The sequence below is a fragment of the Gilvimarinus agarilyticus genome (assembly GCF_000832015.1).
GTDB lineage: Bacteria > Pseudomonadota > Gammaproteobacteria > Pseudomonadales > Cellvibrionaceae > Gilvimarinus > Gilvimarinus agarilyticus.
This window is the reverse complement of sequence record NZ_JXCJ01000001.1, coordinates 2606949-2630079: the sequence shown is the minus strand read 5'-3', so window position 1 is coordinate 2630079 and position 23131 is coordinate 2606949. Positions and strand designations below refer to the sequence as shown.

The 23131-nt window shown below is 54.0% G+C and carries 16 protein-coding genes; 9 read left to right on the top strand and 7 right to left on the bottom strand.

Annotated elements, in window-relative coordinates; all coding sequences use genetic code 11:
• Positions 1-50: 50 nt before the first annotated feature.
• Entirely contained in the window at positions 51-2669 is a 2619-nt protein-coding gene (acnB, locus tag SD69_RS11250) for a bifunctional aconitate hydratase 2/2-methylisocitrate dehydratase (protein ID WP_198144089.1), read from the bottom strand.
• Between the two features lie 277 nt (positions 2670-2946).
• On the opposite strand from acnB, the gene SD69_RS11245 reads away from it, so the two are divergent.
• The 3 genes from SD69_RS11245 to miaE all read left to right on the top strand — a co-directional run bounded on the left by SD69_RS11245 (position 2947) and on the right by miaE (position 5101).
• Positions 2947-3918 carry an SMP-30/gluconolactonase/LRE family protein gene (locus tag SD69_RS11245; protein WP_041523292.1) on the top strand — a complete coding sequence of 324 codons (972 nt, stop codon included), beginning with the start codon at positions 2947-2949 and terminating at the stop codon, positions 3916-3918.
• A 101-nt stretch (positions 3919-4019) separates the two neighbouring features.
• The gene (locus SD69_RS11240) at positions 4020-4478 is read left to right on the top strand and encodes a DUF1289 domain-containing protein (RefSeq protein ID WP_041524723.1); all 459 of its coding nucleotides are present in this window, start codon (positions 4020-4022) and stop codon (positions 4476-4478) included.
• An 11-nt stretch (positions 4479-4489) separates the two neighbouring features.
• Positions 4490-5101, top strand: coding sequence for a tRNA-(ms[2]io[6]A)-hydroxylase (gene miaE, locus SD69_RS11235; protein ID WP_041523291.1), 612 nt, complete (start codon positions 4490-4492; stop codon positions 5099-5101).
• A gap of 68 nt (positions 5102-5169) precedes the next feature.
• On the opposite strand, the gene SD69_RS11230 is transcribed toward miaE, so the two are convergent.
• Positions 5170-5673: a DUF934 domain-containing protein gene (locus tag SD69_RS11230; RefSeq protein ID WP_041523290.1), complete on the bottom strand. Its 504-nt coding sequence runs from the start codon at positions 5671-5673 to the stop codon at positions 5170-5172.
• On the bottom strand, positions 5657-7321 hold the full coding sequence (locus SD69_RS11225) for a nitrite/sulfite reductase (protein WP_041523289.1): 1665 nt from the start codon (positions 7319-7321) through the stop codon (positions 5657-5659). The genes SD69_RS11230 and SD69_RS11225 overlap by 17 nt, the downstream gene beginning before the upstream one ends.
• A 708-nt stretch (positions 7322-8029) precedes the next feature.
• Here SD69_RS11225 and SD69_RS18140 point away from each other — a divergent pair.
• A complete protein-coding gene (locus tag SD69_RS18140; RefSeq protein ID WP_052481097.1) occupies positions 8030-8494 on the top strand; it encodes a MarR family winged helix-turn-helix transcriptional regulator in 465 nt (154 codons plus the stop codon).
• Positions 8495-8514: 20 nt separating this feature from the next.
• Here SD69_RS18140 and SD69_RS11215 read toward each other — a convergent pair whose 3' ends face one another.
• Positions 8515-8742, bottom strand: coding sequence for a DUF2970 domain-containing protein (locus tag SD69_RS11215; protein ID WP_052481096.1), 228 nt, complete (start codon positions 8740-8742; stop codon positions 8515-8517).
• Positions 8743-8895: 153 nt separating this feature from the next.
• On the opposite strand from SD69_RS11215, the gene SD69_RS11210 reads away from it, so the two are divergent.
• The 4 genes from SD69_RS11210 to SD69_RS11195 all read left to right on the top strand — a co-directional run bounded on the left by SD69_RS11210 (position 8896) and on the right by SD69_RS11195 (position 12442).
• Complete coding sequence (locus tag SD69_RS11210) at positions 8896-9570, top strand: RluA family pseudouridine synthase (RefSeq protein WP_041523288.1); 675 nt, start codon at positions 8896-8898, stop codon at positions 9568-9570.
• A gap of 37 nt (positions 9571-9607) precedes the next feature.
• Complete coding sequence (locus SD69_RS11205; protein WP_041523287.1) at positions 9608-10414, top strand: ion transporter; 807 nt, start codon at positions 9608-9610, stop codon at positions 10412-10414.
• Positions 10415-10562: 148 nt separating this feature from the next.
• The gene (gene nfuA, locus SD69_RS11200) at positions 10563-11150 is read left to right on the top strand and encodes a Fe-S biogenesis protein NfuA (RefSeq protein ID WP_041523286.1); all 588 of its coding nucleotides are present in this window, start codon (positions 10563-10565) and stop codon (positions 11148-11150) included.
• Between the two features lie 65 nt (positions 11151-11215).
• The gene (locus SD69_RS11195) at positions 11216-12442 is read left to right on the top strand and encodes a DUF481 domain-containing protein (protein WP_041523285.1); all 1227 of its coding nucleotides are present in this window, start codon (positions 11216-11218) and stop codon (positions 12440-12442) included.
• Between the two features lie 70 nt (positions 12443-12512).
• Here SD69_RS11195 and SD69_RS11190 read toward each other — a convergent pair whose 3' ends face one another.
• The 3 genes from SD69_RS11190 to SD69_RS11180 form a co-directional block, all read right to left on the bottom strand.
• The gene (locus SD69_RS11190; RefSeq protein ID WP_041523284.1) at positions 12513-13598 is read right to left on the bottom strand and encodes a 3-deoxy-7-phosphoheptulonate synthase; all 1086 of its coding nucleotides are present in this window, start codon (positions 13596-13598) and stop codon (positions 12513-12515) included.
• A gap of 154 nt (positions 13599-13752) precedes the next feature.
• The gene (locus tag SD69_RS11185; protein ID WP_052481095.1) at positions 13753-17229 is read right to left on the bottom strand and encodes a UvrD-helicase domain-containing protein; all 3477 of its coding nucleotides are present in this window, start codon (positions 17227-17229) and stop codon (positions 13753-13755) included.
• Positions 17226-19928, bottom strand: a complete 2703-nt coding sequence (locus SD69_RS11180) for a PD-(D/E)XK nuclease family protein (protein ID WP_041523283.1) — start codon at positions 19926-19928, stop codon at positions 17226-17228. The genes SD69_RS11185 and SD69_RS11180 overlap by 4 nt, the downstream gene beginning before the upstream one ends.
• Positions 19929-20123: 195 nt before the next feature.
• Between SD69_RS11180 and SD69_RS11175 the strand changes: the two genes are divergently transcribed.
• A complete protein-coding gene (locus tag SD69_RS11175) occupies positions 20124-23129 on the top strand; it encodes a bifunctional diguanylate cyclase/phosphodiesterase (RefSeq protein ID WP_198144088.1) in 3006 nt (1001 codons plus the stop codon).
• The last annotated feature ends 2 nt before the right edge of the window (positions 23130-23131 follow it).

Here is a 23131-nt window from a genome sequence, read left to right as displayed (position 1 = left end):
TACAAAAAAGCCCACCAAAAGGCGGGCTTTTTGCTCAAAACTTAGCTGGGTTAAACAGCGACGTTTTGAATTTCTACCGCGGCAATGCGCTTGCCTTCGTCGGCGGCTTTTTGGTATTGCTCGATCTCGTTGAAGTTGAGGTAGCGGTAAATATCCGCGCTCATGCTGTTCAGATCGTTGGTGTAGCTTAAGTACTCTTCTTTGTTTGGAATCTTACCGATAATCGCCGCTACCGCCGCCAGTTCAGCCGAGGCAAGATATACGTTGGCACCTTGACCCAAACGGTTGGGGAAGTTGCGGGTCGAGGTGGAAACCACGGTGGAGCCAGGTGCTACCCGTGCCTGGTTGCCCATACACAAGGAGCAGCCAGGCATCTCGGTGCGCGCACCTTTGCGACCAAAGATGTTGAAGTAGCCTTCTTCCATCAGTTGGTGCTCGTCCATTTTGGTGGGGGGGGCAATCCACAGACGGGTTGCCAGCTCATCTTTAGAGGCGTCCAGCAATTTACCCGCAGCGCGGAAGTGACCAATGTTGGTCATGCACGAGCCAATAAACACTTCGTCAATTTTGGTGTCCTGAACCTCGGCCAGAGTTTTAACATCGTCCGGGTCGTTCGGGCAGGCCAAAATAGGTTCTTTGATGTCGGCCAGATCAATCTCGATAACGGCGGCGTATTCGGCGTCCGCATCCGCTTCCATCAGCTCTGGATTGGCGAGCCAGTCTTCCATCTTCTGAGCGCGGCGCTCCAGGGTGCGCACATCGCCGTAACCCTGCTCGATCATCCAGCGCAACATAACGATGTTTGACTTCAGGTATTCAATGATGGGCTCTTCGCCAAGCTTAATGGTACAGCCTGCGGCCGAACGCTCGGCGGACGCATCAGAAATCTCAAACGCTTGCTCAACTTTAAGGTTGGGCAGGCCTTCGACCTCCAGGATGCGACCCGAAAAGATGTTCTTTTTGCCTTTTTTGTCGACGGTGAGCAGGCCATCTTTAATGGCGTACAGCGGAATCGCGTTAACCAGGTCACGCAAGGTGATGCCCGGCTGCATTTCGCCTTTAAAGCGCACCAATACTGACTCTGGCATATCCAGTGGCATAACGCCGGTGGCCGCGGCAAATGCCACCAGACCGGAACCGGCCGGGAACGAGATGCCCAGCGGGAAGCGGGTGTGTGAGTCGCCACCGGTACCTACGGTGTCAGGCAGCAGCATGCGGTTAAGCCAGCTGTGGATGATGCCGTCGGCAGGACGCAACGATACGCCACCACGGTTCATAATAAAGTCGGGCAGGGTATGCTGAGTTTCAATGTCGACGGGCTTGGGGTAAGCCGCGGTGTGACAGAAAGACTGCATGGTTAAATCGGCCGAGAAGCCGAGGCAAGCCAGATCTTTCAGCTCGTCGCGCGTCATAGGGCCAGTGGTATCTTGCGAGCCCACAGTGGTCATTTGTGGCTCGCAGTAAGTGCCGGGGCGAACGCCGGTGGTACCACAGGCCTTACCGACCATTTTTTGCGCCAGTGTGTAGCCTTTGCCTGAGTCGGTGGGTTGCTCGGGCAGGCGGAAGATGTCACCGGCATCGAGCCCCAGTGAGGTGCGCGCTTTAGTGGTTAAGCCACGACCAACGATCAGCGGAATACGTCCGCCTGCTTGCACTTCATCCAGCAAAACGTCGGATTTAAGGCCAAACTCGCAGATAATATCGCCGCTGTCGGCGTTCAGAATCTTGCCTTCGTAAGGGCGTACTTCAATTACATCACCCATGTTCAAATCGTCGACTGGCGCCTCAAAAACCAGCGCGCCGGCGTCTTCCATGGTGTTGTAAAAAATTGGGGCTACTTTGCCGCCAATGCACACGCCACCGGTGCGCTTATTCGGTACGCCGGGGATATCTTCGCCGATGTACCACAAAACGGAGTTGGTCGCTGATTTACGTGAAGAACCGGTCCCGACAACATCGCCGACAAACGCGAGCGGGTTACCTTTTGCCAGCAGCTCATCAATTTGCTTGATGGGGCCAACATTGCCTTCCTCTTCAGGGGTAATACCTTCGCGGCTGTTTTTGTACATAGCGCGGGCATGCAGCGGGATGTCGGGGCGTGACCAGGCATCCTGAGCAGGGGATAAATCATCGGTATTGGTTTCACCGGTGACTTTAAAAACGGTCAGTTTAATGCTTTCGGGTACTTTTTTGCGGCCAGTGAACCACTCGGCGTCGGCCCACGACTGAACTACTTCTTTGGCGATCTCGTTGCCGGCTTTGGCTTTTTCTTCCACGTCGTGGAAGGCGTCAAACATCAGCAGGGTGTGCTTTAATTCGCCGGCCGCCAGAGGTGCTAGCTCGCTGTCATCAAGCAACTTAACCAACGTTTCGATGTTGTAGCCACCGTGCATCATACCCAGCAGTTTCACGGCGTGAGACCTGTCAATCAGTGGCGACTGAGCTTCGCCGTCTACCAGTGCGCTTAAAAACGCCGCTTTAACGTAGGCAGCTTCGTCCACGCCCGGAGGAACACGGTCAGTGATCAGCTCTAGCAGAAAATCCTCTTCACCCGCGGGCGGGCTTTTTAGTAGCTCAACAAGTCCTGCAACTTGTTCAGCGTTTAACGGTTTAGGTGGAACTCCTTCTGCTGCGCGTTCTGCAACATGTTTGCGGTAGGCTTCAAGCACGATTGTGATCCTCTGGTTTTAATTGATGTACTCCGCTAGCAGGATCGCTGCTTTGGAGGCTATCCATGACCCACATGGATGAGGTGCCCAACGGGGCGAATCGGGCGCGAATTATACATCATAGCGGCCCAACTGTTAACTGCTGAGGCGGGTGCAGGGTGGCATTTGATTGCTGTGGTAACGCAACCATTTCTGCTAAGATGGTAAAAAACACCCATTACTATGGTTTATTCACAATCAGTTCTGAGCCACATCAGTAGCCAGTCACGGGGCCTTCATGAAAAAAATAACCGGTACATTAACCCTTGTTTTGGCGGTGTCTGCTTGCACTCAGCCAAGCGCTAGTGACACGGTGTCGTCTTCGGCGGTCAGGGCGGATCGCTATTGCTCAAGTGAGCACTACCGCTCACCCACTGGTGAGCTAAGCGCCGAGCGAATTGTCGCGGCGAACTTCAACGAGCCCGGCCTGTACGAGGGGCCGGTATGGCGCGACGGACGGTTGCTTTTTTCTCGGTTTGGTTTTGGTCAGGGCTTCCCGTCCAACATTATGAGCTATGACGGCCAGGATGTTTCTGTGTTACTGAACGATGCCGGTACGAATGGGTTGGCACTTGATAATCAAGGGCAGCTGCTGGCCGGGACCCATAAGTTCAAAGCCGTAGCTCGTTATTCGCTGAGCACAGGTGAGCACGACGTCGTGGCTGACAAGTATCGTGAACACGTTTTTAACTCCCCTAACGACTTAACCATGAGTGCGCGCGGCGACATTTACTTTACCGACCCGGACTTTCAGCGTGCGGCAGCCCCCGGGGGGCAGGATGTGACACGTGTTTATCGAGTTGATCCACAAGGGCAGGTGAGCGTCGTCGATGAAACCATTGCTAACCCCAACGGTATTTCACTGTCGCCGGATGAAAAAACACTCTATGTTGCAGGCGGTGGAGCAGAGGGCTTTGTTCGGGCCTATCCACTTCAGGAAGGTGCCCCAGGGCCTGGCAAAACACTGCTGACTGATGTTTCGGTACCCGACGGTATGGCCGTTGATTGTTTGGGCAACATCTACGTAACCGAGCATACCAACCGTCGGGTTCGGGTGGTATCGCCTGAGGGGGATGAAATTGCGATTATCAATGTCGATGCTAATGTGACCAACGGGGCATTTGGCGGGGATGATGGTAAAACCTTGTACCTTACGGGCGCTGGCGCGCTTTGGTCGGTTCAACTGGATGTGGCCGGACTACCTTATTAACCAATATTGCTTTTAATAACGCGGCCATTAGTTGGTCGCGTGCCTACCTAAACCTGTTTTACCGTGTAAAATGGCACCCTGATTTTATCGGCTGGACTCTGATGGTTGCTTTTAAACCCGTAAAAACACCCTGCGTTGGCATTTGCTCAACCGGTATCGGCGATAGCGTGTGCCGTGGTTGCAAACGTTTTACCCATGAAGTAATTCACTGGAATGGCTATAACGAAAGTCAGCGCCGCATTATTGCTCAGCGGCTAGAAAGTTACCTTACTCAGGTGGTTGATAACCGTATTGAAGTGGTGGATCAGGCTCTGCTGTTAGCGCAAATTGAGCATCAGCAAATCCAATTTAAGCCCGAGCAACCTCCCCAGTGCTGGGTGTTTGATTTACTTCGGGCCGGCGCCAGCCAAATTACCTCATTGGCCGATTACGGCATTGCATTGCGACGCGAATGGCGCGATTGTGCGCTTACCGTTATCCGCGATGATATTGATAAAGACTTTTACGCACTTTCGTGTGCGTATTACGAGCGCTATATAGCGCCGGGCTTGGCGGAGTAGGCAGGCATTTTATGAATGATTTACAGGCAATCAATGATTTTTTGCTGTGCGAAACACCGGACACCTGGATCGCCGGCGCTCTGGCCAATCCTGAGCTGTTATTGCTCGACCACGCCAACTGCGAAAAAAAAGCAGCCTCTACGGCTTTAAATTTAATGTATCGGTATGTAGACGACTTTGAGCTGCTTAATAAAATGTCGCGCTTGGCGCGTGAGGAGCTGCGCCACTTTGAGCAGGTGATAGCCATTATGCAAAATCGCGGTATTGCCTACGAGCAAATTAATGCGGCCCGTTATGCCGCTGAGCTGCGTAAGCCGGTGCGCACTCATGAGCCGGCCCGGCTGGTGGATACCCTTATCGTGGGAGCGATTATCGAGGCGCGATCTTGCGAGCGTTTTGCGAAGCTGGCACCACATTTAGATGATGAGCTGCAAAAATTTTATCTATCACTGCTAAAATCTGAGGCGCGCCACTTTAAAGACTACTTAAAGCTCGCGCAAAAGTCCGCCGGGAATGAGTCAATTGACGATCGGGTGACGCTGTTTTTGGAGCGGGAAAAGCGCTTGGTGCAAGAGGTGGATAGCGAGTTTCGGTTTCACAGTGGGCCCGCCGAAACTGCTTAAGTAACGCTGGTAGTGCAATGTTTTGATCATAAAAAAGCCCCATTTGTGGGGCTTTTTTATTGGGTGTGCTATGCGGTGCGGCGCCTAAAAAGCGGTAGCGGCTGGTCGACGCCGGCCTGATAAAACTCGGTAAAGTCATCCAGTGACTTTTTAGCTTGCTCCAGGTCGACGTCATCGCTTGCAAACTGAAACGCATTGACGCCGCAGCGGCTCAGGTAACACAGCTGATCGCGCATAAAGTCGCCAATGGCCCGCAGCTCGCCGGTGAAGCCAAAACGCTCGCGCAATAAGCGAGCAATCGAGAACGCACGGCCGTCCATAAAGCCCGGAAAGTTCACGGCAATTAAGGGGAGCTTATTGGCTTGAGCACCAATCTGCTCGGCGAGTTCATCGCTATCGAGCCACACACCAATGTCGTCGCGCTGTTGCAGGGCATCTTGCTGTTCAAGCCATACGCCAAGCGGAACGATAGTGGGGCCGGCCGGTACCTCGGCGCTCTGGTCCGCCTCTGGTTTGGGCATTATATGCCACTGGTTTTCGATAATGACGCCATCTTTAACTAGCTTTTGCATAGACGCGCTCCTTAAATGGCGAGATACCAATACGATTATAGGTGTCGATAAACAGCTCTTCTTCGGTGCGGTTTTCGAGATAAACGTTAACGACATTTTGCACGACGGCGGGCATCTGCTCGGCATCGAAGGCGGGCCCAAGAACTTTGGCCAACGAGGCGTTGTTGCCGGCGTTACCGCCCAGCATTACCTGGTAAAACTCTTCGCCTTTTTTGTCCACACCAAGCACGCCAATATGACCCACGTGGTGATGGCCACAGGCATTCATGCAGCCCGAGATATTGAGGTCCAGCTCGCCCAAATCGTAGACATAGTCCAAGTCGCTAAACTGACGCTGAATGGCCTCGGCGATAGGGATCGATTTGGCGTTCGCCAGCGAGCAAAAATCGCCCCCGGGGCAGCAGATAATGTCAGTTAAGGTGCCGATGTTGGGTGTGGCAAAACCGGCCGATTTGGCGGCTTGCCACAGGGCGAAAAGCTCGGACTTTTTAACATCTGCCAGTACGATATTTTGCTCGTGGGTTGTGCGAACTTCGCTAAAGCTGTACTGATCGGCCAGCTCGGCAATAGTTTCAAGCTGGGTATCAGTGATGTCGCCCGGAGCAATACCTGTGGGCTTCAGCGATAGCGTTACGGCGGCGTAGCCAGGCACGCGGTGGGCGCGTACATTGCGCTCCAGCCATTTGCTAAAGGCGATGTTGTCCGCTTTTTCGTTGTCGAGCTGGGTTTGCGCGGCACTGTCGTCCAGAGCTTCGTACGCCGGTTCGGTAAAAAAGCCTTTGGCGCGGGTAATGTCTTCGGCGCGCAAGGTGCTCGGGGCGTCTTTTAAGTGGGCCCACTCCTTTTCTACCTCCTCGGCAAATACTTCCGGCTTCATGGCGCGCACTAAAATCTTAATACGAGCTTTGTATTTGTTGTCCCGGCGACCGTGCAGGTTGTACACCCGCAAAATAGCTTCGAGGTAGGTCAAAATATGCGCTTCGGGTAAGAATTCGCGAATTACGCTGCCGATCACGGGGGTTCGGCCCAGGCCGCCACCCACCAGAACTTTAAAGCCAATCTCGCCTGCGTCATTTTTAACCAACTGCAAGCCGATGTCGTGTACCGCGATGGCGGCACGATCGCTCTCGGAGCCCGAGATGGCAATTTTGAACTTGCGCGGTAAAAAGGCAAATTCGGGATGAAAGCTCGACCACTGGCGAATGATTTCGCAGTAGGGGCGTGGGTCGACTATTTCGTCGGGGGCAATGCCGGCAAACTGATCGGAGGTGATGTTGCGTATACAGTTGCCGCTCGACTGGGTACCGTGCATTTCTACTTCGGCCAGCTCATGCAGGATATCCGGCACCTGCTCGAGAGCGGGCCAGTTGTACTGGATGTTTTGGCGCGTGCTGACGTGGCAATAGCCCTTGTCATAATCGCGGGCAATACGGGCCAAGCGCCGCAATTGCGTGGTGTTAAGCATGCCGTAAGGGACGTTGATGCGAAGCATCGGCGCCAGGCGCTGAACGTACAGACCGTTTTGCAGCCGCAGCGGCAGAAATTGCTGTTCTGATAACGAGCCCTCTAAATAACGTTCGGTCTGATCCCGAAACTGGGCGACACGCTGCTTTAATATTGCGTGATCATACTCGTCGTAAATATACATAAATCGTTTACCGTCTACGTAGAGAGAATGTGAGGTCAATCCTCAGATCTGGCAGGCGCGCAAGGATACACCAAATCCCTGAATATCGCGAGATGCGCGGGCCAAGGGCGGCACATTAACAATTCAAGCCCCGCTTGCAAACGAATAGTTATGTCTAACGAAAAACCATTTAGTTATAAAAAGGGGTAGGGGGTTGCGGCTGGCGGCTATTTCCGGTATAAGAAACATACCCAGTTGGTAACGGTAACGCAAGGATCGCTGCTTGCTTTTGTAAGGCTTAGCACTTTACAGAGCCGCCGGCACGACAGCAGGCTGATGTTTTATTGGCTAGCGTGCACACCATAAACCATGACCAAAAAGAGTTAAGGTGCTAACAGCAACCTTTGCGGGAGAATAAAAATAATGAACGATCAAATCGAAATGCAAGACCAAGGTGATAGCGTAGCGGATGCGATTGCAGCCGTTTCATTGGTAGCAATTTTTGTTGCCACCTGCATCTTCTGGATTAGCGGTCAATAACCGAACTCACTCGTTCGCATTACAATACTCGGCCTCATCGCTCAGTCAGGCTATATCTGCTGACTCCCGGCGATATGTGTTTGCCGTGAGTTTGTCCTGGCGCTGTTGGTTATGCGCTCTCGGGTCGGACCTTAGTGGTGGTGACCACGCGGGCGCACTCGGCCGAAATTCAACGCGCGGGGCGAGGCTATGCCGCAAGACTTTGAGCTACACGGCAGCTATACCTATTGGATCAGCCGCCTGGCAAGTGTGATGCGCGAGAGCTTTAACGCGTCACTGAAAGAGGCTGAGATCAGCTGGCCTCAGTGGATGACGCTGAATTGCCTGCACCATCAACGAGCCCAGACGCCAGCCGCCCTGGCGGAATGCCTGGGGGTCGACCGCTCTGCGATCACTCGTTTACTGGATCGCCTTGCCGATAAACAATTGGTGGTAAGAGATCACGATGATGGTGATCGCCGCAGCGTCCGGGTGTCACTCACCGAGGCCGGCAGCGCAAAAATGTCCGCTATCGACGACGCGGCGCGCGAGCACCAAAACGCCTTTTTAAGCCATCTACCGGCCACTGAAGTGCGGGCTTTTAAAGGGAATTTACAAAAGTTGCTGCGGGCGGGCGGGGTAGAGACCACCGCTTTATGGCGCAACCTAGAGTAACCTCGGCGGCTTTAGCCGTTTTAGGTGCTGGCCAGCAGGTGCTGTACCCACAAAATGAGCCCCACCACAAATAGCCCCGTAAATATAAGGCCTGCGATTATATAGGGCAGTAAGTTATTGCCACTAAAGTCCCGCTCGCGATTGCGATTGCTTTGCACCCCGACGGCTGCAGCCAAAGTGCTAAGGATAACGTGCAGAATATTTGTCTTGCGTATGGCCTTTGCGGTCTTATTATGTTGCTCGCTCACAAGCTAACTCCTGTTGATCTCCGAGCCTGATGCTGGAGATTGTGGGGCATTGAATTAGGTGGTGGCTAGTGGCACCTCTAAGTTGTAGCCGGTTACCTTGCAACGCCTGTGGCCTTATACTACCCGCTTTTGTCCCATATTGGTCAATACTATATGAGTAACTCAAGCGATGACTTGGCCGTGTTGCCAAAGTGTCATGAGCCCGTGGATATTGTGCGCGAAGATGAGGGCTTTGTGCTAGTGGTAAAACCCGCCGGGTTATTGAGTGTGCCTGGGCGCAACCGGGCAAATTACGACTGTGTACTCGGGCGGCTGCAGATGGAGTACCCTCATGCCTCTATGATTCACCGGCTGGACTTTGATACCTCAGGTATTATGGTGGTTGCTCGGCACAAGCGTGCTCATGCAGCCATTGCCCGGCAATTTGAGCAGCGTACCACCCGTAAAGTGTATATCGCGATTGTGGCGGGTAAGTTATCGGATCCGGCGGGTGAGATCGATATGCCCATCGCCCCCGACAAAGACCATCGCCCGCGCTATAAAATCTGCGAAACCGGCGGCAAACCCTCAATAACGCGCTATCGCGTGCTCAGTTACGATGCAGCCACGGATACCAGCCGGCTAGAGTTAACGCCATTAACCGGGCGCTCGCATCAGCTACGGGTTCACCTAAGCGCTATTGGCCACCCGATTCTTGGCTGCCACTTTTACGCTCCGGAGCCTATACAAGCTGCTGCACCACGGCTGTTACTGCACGCCGCAGAGCTAGAGTTTGTCGGGCCGGATGACGGGGCTCGCGTGGTTGGCCGGGCTGAGTGCCCCTTTTAAAATGTATTAATAATAGCGCGCCACAAGGATATTGTGCATGAGTAAACAAGCACTGCGACATCGCCTGCATTTACAGTTAGAGCCCGCCGCGTGGGGGTACGGCCTTTCACCGACTAATTGGGTCATCTGCATTCTAATACTGCTGTCTTTTATCGGCGCGATATTAGAGACAGAGCCCAACATAACCCAGGGCGAAGAGCGTGTGGTTCGTGGGCTCGAAGTGATTTTTAGCGTGATCTTCATCATCGAGTACTTTGTGCGAGCGTGGGTGTGCGTGGAAGACCGGCGCTATCGCCGCCCTATAGTGGGCCGGTTACGGTATCTGATCACCCCCGCAGCCTTGATTGATTTGGTCGCTGTGTTGCCGTTACTGTTTGGATTGTTAGGCTCGCAATCACTTATGCTGCGTTTTATACGCTTGCTGCGTATTGCCCGGCTGGCACAATTTGGCAGGCTGTCGAGGTCAGTGCGTTATTTGGCTGCGGCTTTAGTTTCTCGCCGCTACGAGCTGTCAATTAGCGCAGTGCTCGCTGCAACTGTAATCATGTTCGCATCTATCGCACTTTATCTGGCGGAAAGAGACGTACAGCCTGAGGCCTTTGGCAGTATTCCCCGGGCCATGTGGTGGGCGGTTATTACCTTTACCACTGTGGGCTACGGCGATGTTTACCCAGTAACTCAGCTGGGGCGCCTTTTTGGCGCACTGTCGGCACTGGCTAGTGTCGCGCTCATTGCGATGCCTACGGGTATTATGGCGGCGGCTTTTAGCGATGCGATGCAGCGCGGCCGGCACGAACTGGACGATGAGCCGGAAGATCTTGCGACAAAAAAGTACGAAAAATAGATAACTAGGCCATTAGTGTAAAGTTAATTCTAGGATTTGGGTTTGGCTTTAAGTGACCCTGCGAGAGGGGTATTTTTATTTAAAGAGCATTTGGGGTAAAATACCTGAGTAAATTAATCAGGTATACAAAGGTGTAGCACATACCGATATGGCCAATGTAGAAATTACCCCGTCCGCCCAAACCTACCTCAGTGAATTGCTCGAAAAACAAGACGATAACGCCGATATTGGCATTCGTATGTTTGTCGCAAATCCGGGTACACCACAAGCTGAAACGTGTATTGCTTACTGTCGGCCAGGTGAAGTCAAGGAGGGTGATGTAACCCTCGAACTCGATGCGTTTAAAGCGTACTTCGAAGAGCGCAGCTTGCCCTACTTAAAAGACGCTAAAGTCGACTATGCCGCTGATCGCATGGGGGGGCAGCTAACGATCCGTGCGCCAAATTCTAAAATGCCTCAGGTAACTGACGACAGCCCCTTAGAGGACCGGATTAACTACGTCCTTTATAACGAAGTAAACCCAGGGCTGGCCGCCCACGGCGGTGAGGTGAGTCTGGTCGAGATTACCGACGATGGCTTTGCCATATTGCGTTTTGGTGGTGGCTGCCAGGGGTGTAGTGCTGTGGATATGACCTTGAAAAATGGGGTTGAGGTAGCTTTAATGGATAAGCTGCCTGAGCTTAAAGGTATTCGGGACATCACCGACCATACTGATCGCACACAGGCCTATTATTGATGTGGCTGCGAGCCTTCGGGGTAACCGCGTAGGCTCGCACTCTTTATACGTGTTAAGGACTGGCAATGGAAAACTGCCCAAGACAACGGCCCATAACGCCGGCCCGGCTCGCGCTTAACACCTCGCCGCTTTATTCAGCATCGCTGATAGCAACCCTGCTAACCTTTATCTTTTTTTCAAGCGGCAGCTTCGCGCAGCAAGCCGTGCCCGCGAGTAAGCCTATCAAGGCTACGGATGCTTCTGCCGCCCAAACCTTAGCGCCCAGCAACAAGAAAAAAGAGCCCAGTAAATGGCCTGCCGAACCCGAGTACCTGGACGGCTGGGACTGGATTCAGTTTACCTCCGGAGAATGGTTAAAGGGCGAGATTATCGGCCTGTACGATCAAGTATTTGATTTTGATTCCGATCAGCTCGATGAACTTAGTATCGATTGGGAGGATATTGCCCGTGTGCTGTCGTCCCAGAGCATGAGTATTCGTTTGGAATCCAATGACACGGTAATAGGCCCGGTAAGAATCGACCAAGACACCTTAGCCTTTGCGGGGCCCGTTAAAAGCCAATACAAGAGAAGCGATATTGTCTCTATGTCGGCCAGTGGCGAGCACGAGCTGGATTTGTGGCAATTTCACGTTGGTTTGTCCGGTAACCTGAAAAGCGGTAATGTCGATGAGCGCTCGTTTGATACCGATATTGACCTTACCAGACGCTCAGCTCGCTCGCGTTTTAATTTTACCTACGACGCCGGAACGACAGAAGTGCAGGGCGTGCGCACCGAAGAGAGCCACCGCGCCGATGGCCGTTACGACATATTTATTACCGCCCGAACGTACTGGACGCCGGGCTATCTGGAATATTATCGGGACCGCTTTCAAAACATCGAGCACCGGGGAACCCTGGGTGTCTTTTTTGGTTATTATATCGCCGACAATGAGCGGGTAACCTGGACGATCAGTGGTGGGCCAGGTTATCAGTATCAGGAGTACACAACGGCTCCAGCGGGCTCAGACCGAACCGTGGAAACACCCGCGCTGCTGGGTGATACCAAACTCGAGTACGACATTACCAGTGACATCACTTACTCGTTAAGCTATCAGGCGCAGTTCACCAATGATGCAGCCGGTAACTACAAGCATTACATCGAGACCGGCGTAGATATTGATTTGACTGACCGTCTGGAGGTGACACTAACTTACGAATGGAACCGCACTTCTAACCCGCAGGCGGATGAAGACGGCGTGATTCCTGAAGCAGATGACTACGCGCTAAACTTAGGGCTGGCATGGGATTACTAGAGCTTATAATCGTTAACCACAAAAAAGCCCCGCAAGTGCGGGGCTTTTTTATGTAGGCTGACAGCCGCGGTTAGCTATTACGGCTTGCCAGTACGGGCTTGATTTTATCGCGCATATCTCGCAGGGCTTTTTCGGTGCTGGCCCAGTCGATACAGGCGTCGGTTACCGATACACCGTACTCTAACATGCTTAAATCATCGGGTATTTTCTGGTTCCCCGCGCCGATGTTGCTCTCCACCATTAAGCCAATAATCGACTTATTACCTTCAACGATTTGGTTGGCGACATTCTCCATAACCAGCGGTTGAAGGTTGTGATCTTTGTTGGAGTTGGCGTGGCTGCAGTCCACCATAATGTTCGGAGTAACCTTGGCTTTTTCCAGTTCCTCTTCACACATGGCGACGCTGACAGAGTCATAGTTGGGTTTGCCATTGCCGCCGCGCAACACTACATGGCCGTAGCTGTTGCCACGAGTGCGTACGATGGACACTTGCCCCTCGGTATTGATACCGAGAAAACGGTGCGGCTTAGAAACCGACTGCAATGCGTTGATGGCCACGGTCAGGCCGCCATCGGTACCGTTTTTAAAGCCGACCGCCGAGGACAGGCCACTGGCCATTTCACGGTGGGTTTGCGACTCGGTGGTACGAGCGCCAATGGCCGACCAGCTGATTAGATCGTGCAGGTACTGCGGCGAAATTGGGTCCAGCGCTTCGGTGGCGGTGGGCAGGCCCAGCTCGGAGATGTCGAGCAGCAGCTTGCGACCGATGTGTAGCCCCTCTTGAATCTTGAATGAGTCATTAAGGTAAGGGTCGTTTATCAGTCCTTTCCAGCCAACGGTGGTACGCGGTTTCTCAAAATAGACACGCATAACCACATAGATGCTATCGCTAACCTCATCGGCGAGCTTTTTAAGACGCGCCGCATAATCTTTGGCAGCTTCTACGTCATGGATAGAGCAGGGGCCGATAACCACAAAGATGCGGGGATCTTTGCGATCGAGAATATTGCGAATGGTTTCGCGGCCTTCGGTAATCACCTGCCGAGCATTGTCGCTCAACGGCAACTCACGTTTGAGTTCGGCCGGCGAGATCAGCAGCTCTTGCGAGACGACGTTTAAATCGTCAACGGCAGCATCTTGCGTTGCATTAGACATCAGCGTTCCAGTCATTAAATATGTGGTCGTTAACCGGGCTCTTTACACCCGTTTCTGTTTATGAGTGGCTATTGTACTGAAACTTCTCACCTTTTTGGGGCTGTAGCCGATGTTTTTTGTTATTGCCCCCATAGCGAGGCTAAATCCGTTGTTTTTAGCCGATAGGAATCTTTATTAATTGGTGATCTTCGGGTAAAAACGGGCAATAAAGGGCCATTGTGACTGGCAGTGACTCATGGGCAAACAGGCTCTGATAGCGCTCAAGTTGCTCACGGTGCTCGGCAATCAGCTGTTCGGCAAAACTCTCGCGGGGCTGCTCGCCTGCCGGTTCAGAGCTTTTATAATCAATAATCCAGCGCTGCCCATCGGCGATAAAGGTGCGGTCGATAATGTGCTGCCTAAAAGCGCCTGCCCGGCCGCTGACGTAGCTGGCTTCGCTGGCTGCCTGAGGGTGTTGTGCCAGCACCCAGCGACCTTTAGCGCTGTCGAGCGTCGCTTGAATGGCGCGCTGTAGGTGCCCAAGTGCATTACCGATCCAATCGTACCCCACGCCCTGTTGCAGTAACAGCAACCTCCAGCGAGGCGCCTGAGTTTGGCAATAGTGCTCGGTGTTTGTGGGTAGCGGTTGTTGCGCCAGAGCGTCAAGTACCATATGAATCACGGTGCCGGTATGCCGTGCCACCGCTTGATCGCGGGCTTCCCGGGGAGGGATGTTGTTCTCTTCGGTACGTATCCTGCCGCGCAAATGGGCCAGACGCGGATTATCCTGTGCCGGTGGTGCCTGCCAGCTGGCCGACAAACGACGAATATATCCGCCCGCCGGATTATTTTGCAGGCTCACCTGAGCCTCACCACTTACCAGGTCAGTAACGCTTTGGGCTGTATCGGCTACCTGAGGCCAGATCTCCCGCAGCATGCCCCCGGGAGCTGTTTCGGCGAGGCTTTGTTCTTGTTTTTGTGTGGTGCAGCCAAGTAGATAGAGCCGTTCAATGGCGCGGGTGCAGCCGACGTAGAGCAAGCGTGTCGCCTCGTATGAGTCCTGTTGCTTCTGCTCGTATTTAAGGTGCTGATAAAGGGCACCGTGATCCTCGCCCGCCGGAGCCAAAGGGCCGAGCAACAACTGTGGCTCGCCAGCGGCCGACAGGCGCTCTCGCCACAGTAATAACGATTTGCCGTCGGATTGGGTGGGGCGATCGAGCCCAGGGATGATCACCGTATCAAACTCTAACCCTTTAGATTTGTGTAGGGTCATAATTTGCACCGGCGGCAGCGAGTCTTGCGCAGGCTCGCTTGCCATGGGCGCGGCAAACAGTTGTTTTAAACCGCGCTCAAGCCCGCTCCAGTCTTCGATGCTACCCCCGCAGTCAAATCTATCGAGTAAATTAAAATAGGCTTGGGCGTCCTCGTGGTCAGAATCGTTTAACAGTGCCGTGGGGCCGCCAAGCTCCAGCCAGGTTCCCCAAAGCCACTCACGCAAACTTAGTCGGCCGGCACTGAGCCGTGCCCGGTCAAGGATCTGCGCTAATCGCGTAAGTAGCTGTCGGCCATTGTCACTGAGCGCTTCTATAGCCTCGGAGTTATGTAACTGCTGCCAAATAAACGGTAAATCCCAGGTGTCTCGCGGGCCGGAGTCCGGGAGGGGAGCGTGGGTGAGGGCATGTAGATCGTGCATATCCAGCCCGCACCACGGGGTGCGCAATAGCGCAAGCCAGGCAATTCGATCGTCTGGGCGCAACAGGGCGCGGGTGAGTGTGGTTAAATCGCGAATTACCATGCGGCTGGCCAGCGAGTCGATAGCGTTTGCCTGAAAGGGGATGTCGGCGCGGCTTAACTCGCTGATAATTTGCTGTAAGTGGCTACGGCCACGCCCCAATATCGCAATGCTGCCTTGAGGCTTGCGCCGCTGTGCCTGACGCACCAGCTCGACCGCCGCGCGGGCTTCGTGCGCACGGGCTGCCTCCAAATCGCGTCCGCCCGGGGTTTCCAGCTCTGCTTTGGGCGAGGCTGTGCTTAGATAAACCTCCACGGCCGGAGCCTCTTGCCGGGGTTTAAAAGCGCAAGAGGGGGTGTAACTTACCGCGCCTCGCGAGATGTCATCGGCTGCGGGAAAAGCCTCCTGAAACACTTGGTTTACCCAGTCTACAACCCCGCCGTAGGAGCGAAAATTAACCTCCAGGTCAACCGCATTGAGCGCCACCTGGCCGATACCTTGCTGCCTTGCCTGTAAAAATAAGCCGACGTTGGCATTGCGAAAGCCATAACAGGACTGCATGCCGTCGCCAACGATAAACAGCGAGCGACCGTCGCCGTGCTGCCAACCGGCGGTGAGCTTTTCCAGTAATTGCAGTTGCGGCAGTGAGGTGTCCTGAAACTCGTCCACCAAAATATGTTTGATTTGATAGTCGAGTTTAAGCGCTAACTCCGACGGGTCGTCACTTTCACCCAGCGCCTGAAGGGCCGCCAGGGTGACCTGGGTAAAGTCAGTGGCGCCAAGCTCGGCAAAGCTCAGCCACAGTTGCGCCGCCAGCTGTGGTAGCAGGCGTGTCAGGCACGCCAGCATCTGCCATTCGGCATCGCTGTAGTGCGCCGGCGGCAGCGTTCGCACTTCATTTATTAGCTTTAGCGCATCGGGGAGAAGGGCGAGCTGTTCGATTAACTCCTGGTAGCGGTCTTTAAGCGGCTTGCCGGTTTTACCTGCGGCAAAACCCTGTGCCACTGTTACGCTTTTACGCCACTCGCCCTTGCCGGTGAGTAAGAATTCGGCGATTAACAACCACTCGCTCAGTGCCGCCGGGTCCGCCTCGGGCAAGTTGGTTATACCCTGCAGTTGCACCAGCGGGTTCTCTGGTTTGTGCTCGGATAGGTACTGGGCGCTGGCGTCCAATAACAGGCAAAGCTCGCTGGCAATCGGCTGCAGTGTTTCTGTTAAGCGCTCCAGGTGCTCGCTGGTCACTTGCGCCAGTGTCGCCTCGAGAAAGCGCCGCGCCTCGGCGCTAGAGGCTAAAAATATGGGGCCTAACCACTGTTCGCGTTTTTGCAGCAAGGCGACAAATAGCGCTTGTAGGCCTGCTAAATTGTTGTCGAGGTGACGGCACAGATGTATTAAGTCGTCGCGCTGCTCGCCCTCGCGCTCCATCGACTGAATAAAGGTTTGTGCCGCATCGCGGTAGGCGCTTTCCGCGTCGTCCAGCGTTGGGGGAATAGCCCCCAGTTCACTGTCGAAGGGTAACTGAGAGGCAATGGAGCGGCACAGCCCGTCGATAGTTTGTACCCGCAAGCGGTTGGGATTGTGCAGCAGGCGCCAGTTAAGTTGTTGGTCGCGCTCGATAACGGCCCGGGCACTGCGCCACAAAGCCAACTCATGCTCGCTGTCAGGCGGGTCGTCGTGAGTCGACTGCTCAAGTGCGGCCAGTAAGCGCTCTTGCATTTCACTTGCGGCCTTATTGGTAAAGGTAATGGCAAGGACTTCTTCGGGAGCATCTACCGTGAGCAGCAGTTTAAGAATGCGGTGGGTCAGCAGGCCCGTTTTGCCAGAGCCGGCAGGGGCGGCCACGGCAAACGATTGCGTCGGGTCGAGCGCCAGCGCCCGAACGTCGGCATCGCGCGGTGGCTGGGGTTTGCCTACGCTCATAATTGACCCTCGTGTTGTTGCAACCACTGGCTTAGCTCGGTTTGCTCATCGGCACGGGTTAAGCCCTCAAATTCGGCGTCAAATAAGCGCGCTTGGCTGTTTTGATATTCGACCGCGGCCCAAGCCTCGCGAAACTCGCGCGCGAGCTGCGCGAGTCGCTGCTGCCAATCGTCCAGTTGCTGTTGCCACTGCTCTTCGGGGATGTCTTTGATGCCCGCGATTCCGGTTGCGGTGCCAAGCCCGGTAAAACACTGCTCGCTAGCGTTGATTTGCGCAAACGCGATGGCCTGCGCTCCGTCCTGTGCGAGAGTACAGGCGTACAAGGGCAGTTGAGGCTCGGTGAAATTTTCGGGCCGCCAGCTTGAGGGGTTAACCTGGCCGGTTTTGTAGTCGATGATTAACGGCTTCCCGGTCGCGAGCTGATCGATTCTATCGACTCTTACCGTTAGCTCTAAGCCCTCAAAGGTTAGTTGGTACTCAGATTCAATCGACTGCACGGTAAAAGGCTCACGCGCCCGCTCGAGTGCCAACCAATGACTGAGCAGCTGTTGCAAACGCTCGGTTTCAAGCTGGCGGAATGTGGCGCCGATCTCGGCGCCGCGGGCCCGGCCGGTAGCGCTTACGGCCTCGTTGCAGGCCTCTAATATCAAGGCGTCGAGTGCTTCAGGCGCTAGCAACTGTAAAGCCTCGGCGCTTTCCAGTTTTTGCCAAACAAAGGCCAGGGCTTCGTGCACCACATTGCCGCGTTCAATGGCAGAAAAACCCAGGGTTGGGTCGTTAGCGCTACTGGCACCTAAGCGGTAGCGGGCAAACGCTATAAATGGGCAGGCGGCCTGAGCTTTGAACAGGCCGGCGCCACCGCGCACCTCTGGGGAGGTTAAGCTGGGGCCGTAGCGACAATCGACCGGTTCTAGCTGGGCGGAACCGGCCAGCTCCCGATAGTAATGGATGCTGGACGATTGCTCGGCAATACCTAGCGCCTGAGGTGAGCTGAGCGGCAAAGAGGCAATTAGGCTACTGGGGTTAAGCGATTGATCATCCTGGTGTGATGGGTAGCTAAACACCACCTGTTGTGCACAACCTTTAAAGTTTTCGGTTAATCGCTCGGCATAGGCGAGTTCACGCTCGGCACTGGCGTTTGGCATGTTCCACTCGCGTTGCAGAGTGATTGGTAATAACGGGTTAGGGGAGGGCGCTGGTGGCCAGGCACGGTGGCTCATTCCCAATACCCAGCAATGACTAAAGTTTAAGCCCGACGCCTCTAGGGCTCCCAATATTTGAATGGGTGAATCGGGCGTCTGGGCCTGAAAGTGGGTTTTGTCCGCACTGCGGCGCAGTAAGTCCGTTACCTCGTACAAGGTAAACGTCGGCTGTACCTGGGTGATGCTCGCGATTTCCAACTGCAAGTCGTACCACTGTTTAATCTGTTGGTACTCTATGCTGTCCAACTCCCGCGTGCCGGGCCACCCGAGCTGCTCCAGGTAACTCATAATCCGCTCCAGCCAATGGTCTAAGCTGTGCTTATGATGGCGCTCACGCTCTAGCTCGCTGGCTATTTGTAGCCTGCGAGACAGCTCGGAATCCAGCTCTGGGTATTTCTGAGTAAGCCCCTCGAGTAAGTAGCGTAGGTTAGCCAGGCTGAGTTTTTGCCGGCCCGTACGGCGGATTCTTTTAATAACGGCGGCGCGCATTAAACGCTCCGGTGCGGCATCGCCCCAAAAGATATTACTGAGCAAGCGACACACGCGCTCAACGGGCTGGGCCTGTAGGGTAAAAGCCAGCCAGTCGAGCGCGGTGCGGATTACCACCGCCGAGCCCAATGGGGTGCCGCTAGAGAAGTTAAAGGGTGCTACCGTACGCTCTTTACCGGGTTGGCAAGCCAAAGGCTCAAATACTTCTTTAAGGATGCGCTCGACCCGCTGGCGTTCCTGCCCTAGCTCGGGCACAACGATGCCAATTACTGCGGTGGGGTCATGGGCCAAAACATTGTCCGCCCAGTTGGCGGCCGCGCGAATCTCGCTATCGTGATCGCCAAGCGTCACCCGCACGGGGTTGCTGTTGGCCTGCTTTTGGGTTGGCGCCCGCGTGCCGTCGGGTAAAGCGGCTGCCAGCAGCGACTCTGCCAGGGGCGAGATATCATCAAAACCGTAGAGTAGGGCGTTTGTTTCAGTGGGTAGCTCCTCGCGGCTGAACGCGATACGCAATAACTCTTGGGCGTGCTCCTCACTGACCAGTTGGTTGCGCTGCAGTGCTGCACGGTAATCGTTAAGCCAGTCTCTATAGGTGTCGCCGTTAGGGTGGTGAGTGCAGGCCGCGGCTAGCTCGGTATCTGGGCAGCACCAGGCCTCTAGGTTCTTGCGAGCGGACTCGGCGGTGTTTGCCAGTTCACGCTGGCGCAATAACCTCCCGGCATTGCTGCGCTCGATAACCTGCTCCCACAGGGTAAGACTTTGCCAGCTGTTGGCTATCGTGCCGGTTATTTCCGTGCTCCCACTCAGTAAAAGCGCTTGCCACTGTTGCGCGGTCCACTGCCGTAAGCTAAGAATTCGCGGTTGGCGCCAATTGCTATTATGTGCCTGCTGAAACTCGTGATAAGCGCGCAAAATTTGATTGCGCTGACGGTTATTGGCCGTGAGCAGTAGAGTGTTGTGCTCCAGTGCGTCGCGAAGCGGTTCTATGTCAAATAGCACGGCCGCCATAAGATCTCCTTGGGCTCGGGCAGACGGGAGGGCAGCCGCAGTTTACGTTGTCGCCTGTGGCCACGGCAAGCGCGCTTGTCGGGCATTCGCATTATTGATGATTCGTGTAGAATGACTCATCTGGCGCCACCTACCACACGGTATAAGTGTTACGTGGTTGTCACACGAGCTTAAACAATGTTTTTAGGGGGTCGATTGAAGCCTGTTATCCGCTCATTAAACGCAAAGCTACTGCTTACCGTAATCTGCTTTGTGGTGCTCAGCGGTGTGATAGGGGCTATTCGCGTAGGCTTCGGAGAAACACAGCGCATTCAGGCGCTTTATGACAATCGCCTGCAGGCGTTATCGACCCGCTACAACAGCTACATTGAGAACGAACTGGGTAATCGCCAGCAAGCATTGCAGTCGGTGCGTCAATTGCTGATCCGTGATCTTGAGCAGAGTGAGGGCAGTGATATTAATATTGCCCAGTACCGCGACGCTGATGGCGGGTACCGCCTGTACTCGGAGCACTCGGCTGTATTTGTGCACCGCGATACCCAAATCGAAAACGCAATTAACCAACAAATCACCGCCAGCGGAAAAACCTGGGATTACATCACACCGGTACTGTCCCATATGTTTAGCGGTTTGTATTTTATTAGCTCGCAGCGAGTCTCGCGGGTTTGGCCTGTCACCATCGCCCGCTCTCATAAGCCCTCTCACGACGTCACAACAGAGGTGTTTTTTACCTCCGCAGCGCCTTCCAATAACCCTGCCCGGGAGGCTCGCTGGACACCGATCTACTACGACTCCTACAGCAAAGTATGGATGACCTCACTGGTCCTACCTGTTTACGTTAAAGACGAGTTTGTGGGTGTTGTGGGTGGCGATATCAACGTAACCTACCTACTTGATAAACTCGATGATCTGGATGCCGACGACAACCAGATTCAGGCTTTTATTTTTAACAGAGAAGGGGAGTTAGTCGTCCATAGCCAGTCATCGCCTCACTCCGAGGACGATGTGTCCGCGTATCCTTTGCTTGAAACCTCCCCCCAATCTGATGATGCGTTGTCCGAGTATATGCATCAGGTTGTCAGTGGCGAGCTGGAGCTCGGTAATATATACAGGCAAGAGTCTGTCGGCGGAACCCTAAACATCGTCGCCAACCGTCTTACCCGGATGGACTGGATCATTAGTTTTTACTACCCCCAGACGATGATCAGTAATACTTTTCGCGAGTCGATGATGGCCGTTTACGCCAACATTTTAATGTTAGCGGTGTTTTTGTTTGTGGTCCTGTTTTTTACGATTCGCCGTTTTGTTGTCTATCGCATACGGGCCCTGGCTGATGCTACCGAGCAAATCGACCGCGACCGGTGGTATTTGAGTGTGCCTGAAGTGGGGCAGGATGAAATTGGCCGGTTAGGTAAAAGCATCAATAACATGCTCGATCAGATACGTCATCTGGTGCGCGGTTTAGACGATAAAATTGTGCTGTTAGATAAAGCCGGCTCAGAGTCACGAAAACTCATGAGTGCGATCGAAAACAGCGTAAGCTTAGTGGCGATATTAAACCGGGACTGGCAGTTGGATTATGCGAATACGCAGTATTGGCAGGTAACCGGCTTTAGCTTGGATGACCACTGCGAAGGTTATAAAGCGTTGCTTTTGCCTGAACATAACTCGCAACAAATTTCTATCGAGGCTATTAAAGCCGAGATTTTATCGGGCAAGCCACGCCTGGAGGGCGAAGACACCGGCCAGTGGCAAGCGGAGTATTTAGCGGTGACCGGACGGGGTGAGCGTTTTTGGATTATGCAAACCATCACCGCCATTATGGGGCAAGATTTACAACCGGAGTTCTATGTCTGTGTCGGGCAAGACATTACTGATCTAAAAGAGAAGCAACAGGAAGTTGAAAAGCTGGCTTACTACGATCACCTGACGGGGCTGGCAAACCGCACCGAGTTTAAGCGTCTGCTTGGTAGCGCTTTGCAGCGCAGCCAGCGCGCTAACAGTAAAGTGGCATTGTTCTATCTTGACCTGGATCATTTTAAGCGCATCAACGACACCTTTGGTCACGAGGCGGGCGATCAGTTGTTAACCGAGGTGGCCCGCCGTTTAACCTGTGAATTGCGTGACGATGACGTAGTCGCCAGACTGGGTGGGGATGAGTTTGCCGTATTGCTCGATCAAGTCGAAAGCCCTCAGTACGCCTATGTGGTCGCCAACAAAATCATCAATACGTTAAATCGGCCGATCGAGCTGCAAGGCAAAGAAGTGGTTGCGGGCGTTAGTATCGGTATTACCTTGGCGCCCGACGACAGTAACCATATCGACACCCTAATGAAAAACGCTGACCTTGCTATGTACCAGGCGAAAGACAAGGGCCGCAACGCGTTTCAGTTTTATACCTCTGATATGAACCTTGCGGTGGAGCAGCGTTTAACGGTAGAGCGCGAGCTTCGGGCTGGCTTAAAAAGTGGCCAATTTGAGCTTTACTATCAGCCTGTAATCGACTTGACGACCGGTAAAATGGTGGCGGCCGAGGCATTAGTGCGTTGGAATCACCCCACCCGAGGACTGGTATTGCCCGGGGAGTTTATTCCCGCCGCTGAAGAGTCGGGCTTGATTGTACCTCTCGGTAAATGGGTGCTTAAAACTGCGTGTTATCAGGCGCGGCTGATACAAAAATCCATGCAGCGCAAGTTTAGTATGTCGGTAAATTTATCGGCCAGACAGCTCAACGACCCCGGATTTTTGGCGAATTTGGATCGGGTACTGGAGGTCACCTCGCTGCCCCCTGAGAGCTTGGTACTAGAGGTAACCGAGAGCACTTTGATGGAGGATTCAGAAAACGTGATTCCCCGTCTGGAAAAGCTCCGGCTCAAAGGCTGCTCGCTGGCCATTGATGATTTTGGCACTGGCTACTCCTCTTTGAGTTATCTCAAGAGGCTGCCTATTAACAGCCTTAAAGTTGATCGCAGCTTTGTTAAAGATTTGCCAGACGACGAAGAAGATAGGGCGATAACGTCATTGATTGTGGCCATGGCCAATTCCCTACGCTACAAAGTGGTGGTGGAGGGGGTCGAAACGGATCAACAGCATCGCTTTTTAACCGAGTGCGGTTGTCATTTTGGGCAGGGCTTTTTATACAGCCGGCCCGTGCCTGCCGACCACCTAATGGCGCTTTTGTTTGATGATGCCAGCGCGTAAAC

Excerpts from the sequence above, each read along its gene's own strand:
- SD69_RS11245 (WP_041523292.1), top strand. The coding sequence starts at position 2,947 with ATGAAAAAAATAACCGGTACATTAACCCTTGTTTTGGCGGTGTCTGCT.
- SD69_RS11240 (WP_041524723.1), top strand. The coding sequence starts at position 4,020 with ATGGTTGCTTTTAAACCCGTAAAAACACCCTGCGTTGGCATTTGCTCA.
- miaE (WP_041523291.1), top strand. The coding sequence starts at position 4,490 with ATGAATGATTTACAGGCAATCAATGATTTTTTGCTGTGCGAAACACCG.
- SD69_RS11230 (WP_041523290.1), bottom strand. The coding sequence starts at position 5,673 with ATGCAAAAGCTAGTTAAAGATGGCGTCATTATCGAAAACCAGTGGCAT.
- SD69_RS11225 (WP_041523289.1), bottom strand. The coding sequence starts at position 7,321 with ATGTATATTTACGACGAGTATGATCACGCAATATTAAAGCAGCGTGTC.
- SD69_RS18140 (WP_052481097.1), top strand. The coding sequence starts at position 8,030 with ATGCCGCAAGACTTTGAGCTACACGGCAGCTATACCTATTGGATCAGC.
- SD69_RS11210 (WP_041523288.1), top strand. The coding sequence starts at position 8,896 with ATGAGTAACTCAAGCGATGACTTGGCCGTGTTGCCAAAGTGTCATGAG.
- SD69_RS11205 (WP_041523287.1), top strand. The coding sequence starts at position 9,608 with ATGAGTAAACAAGCACTGCGACATCGCCTGCATTTACAGTTAGAGCCC.
- nfuA (WP_041523286.1), top strand. The coding sequence starts at position 10,563 with ATGGCCAATGTAGAAATTACCCCGTCCGCCCAAACCTACCTCAGTGAA.
- SD69_RS11195 (WP_041523285.1), top strand. The coding sequence starts at position 11,216 with ATGGAAAACTGCCCAAGACAACGGCCCATAACGCCGGCCCGGCTCGCG.
- SD69_RS11190 (WP_041523284.1), bottom strand. The coding sequence starts at position 13,598 with ATGTCTAATGCAACGCAAGATGCTGCCGTTGACGATTTAAACGTCGTC.
- SD69_RS11185 (WP_052481095.1), bottom strand. The coding sequence starts at position 17,229 with ATGAGCGTAGGCAAACCCCAGCCACCGCGCGATGCCGACGTTCGGGCG.
- SD69_RS11180 (WP_041523283.1), bottom strand. The coding sequence starts at position 19,928 with ATGGCGGCCGTGCTATTTGACATAGAACCGCTTCGCGACGCACTGGAG.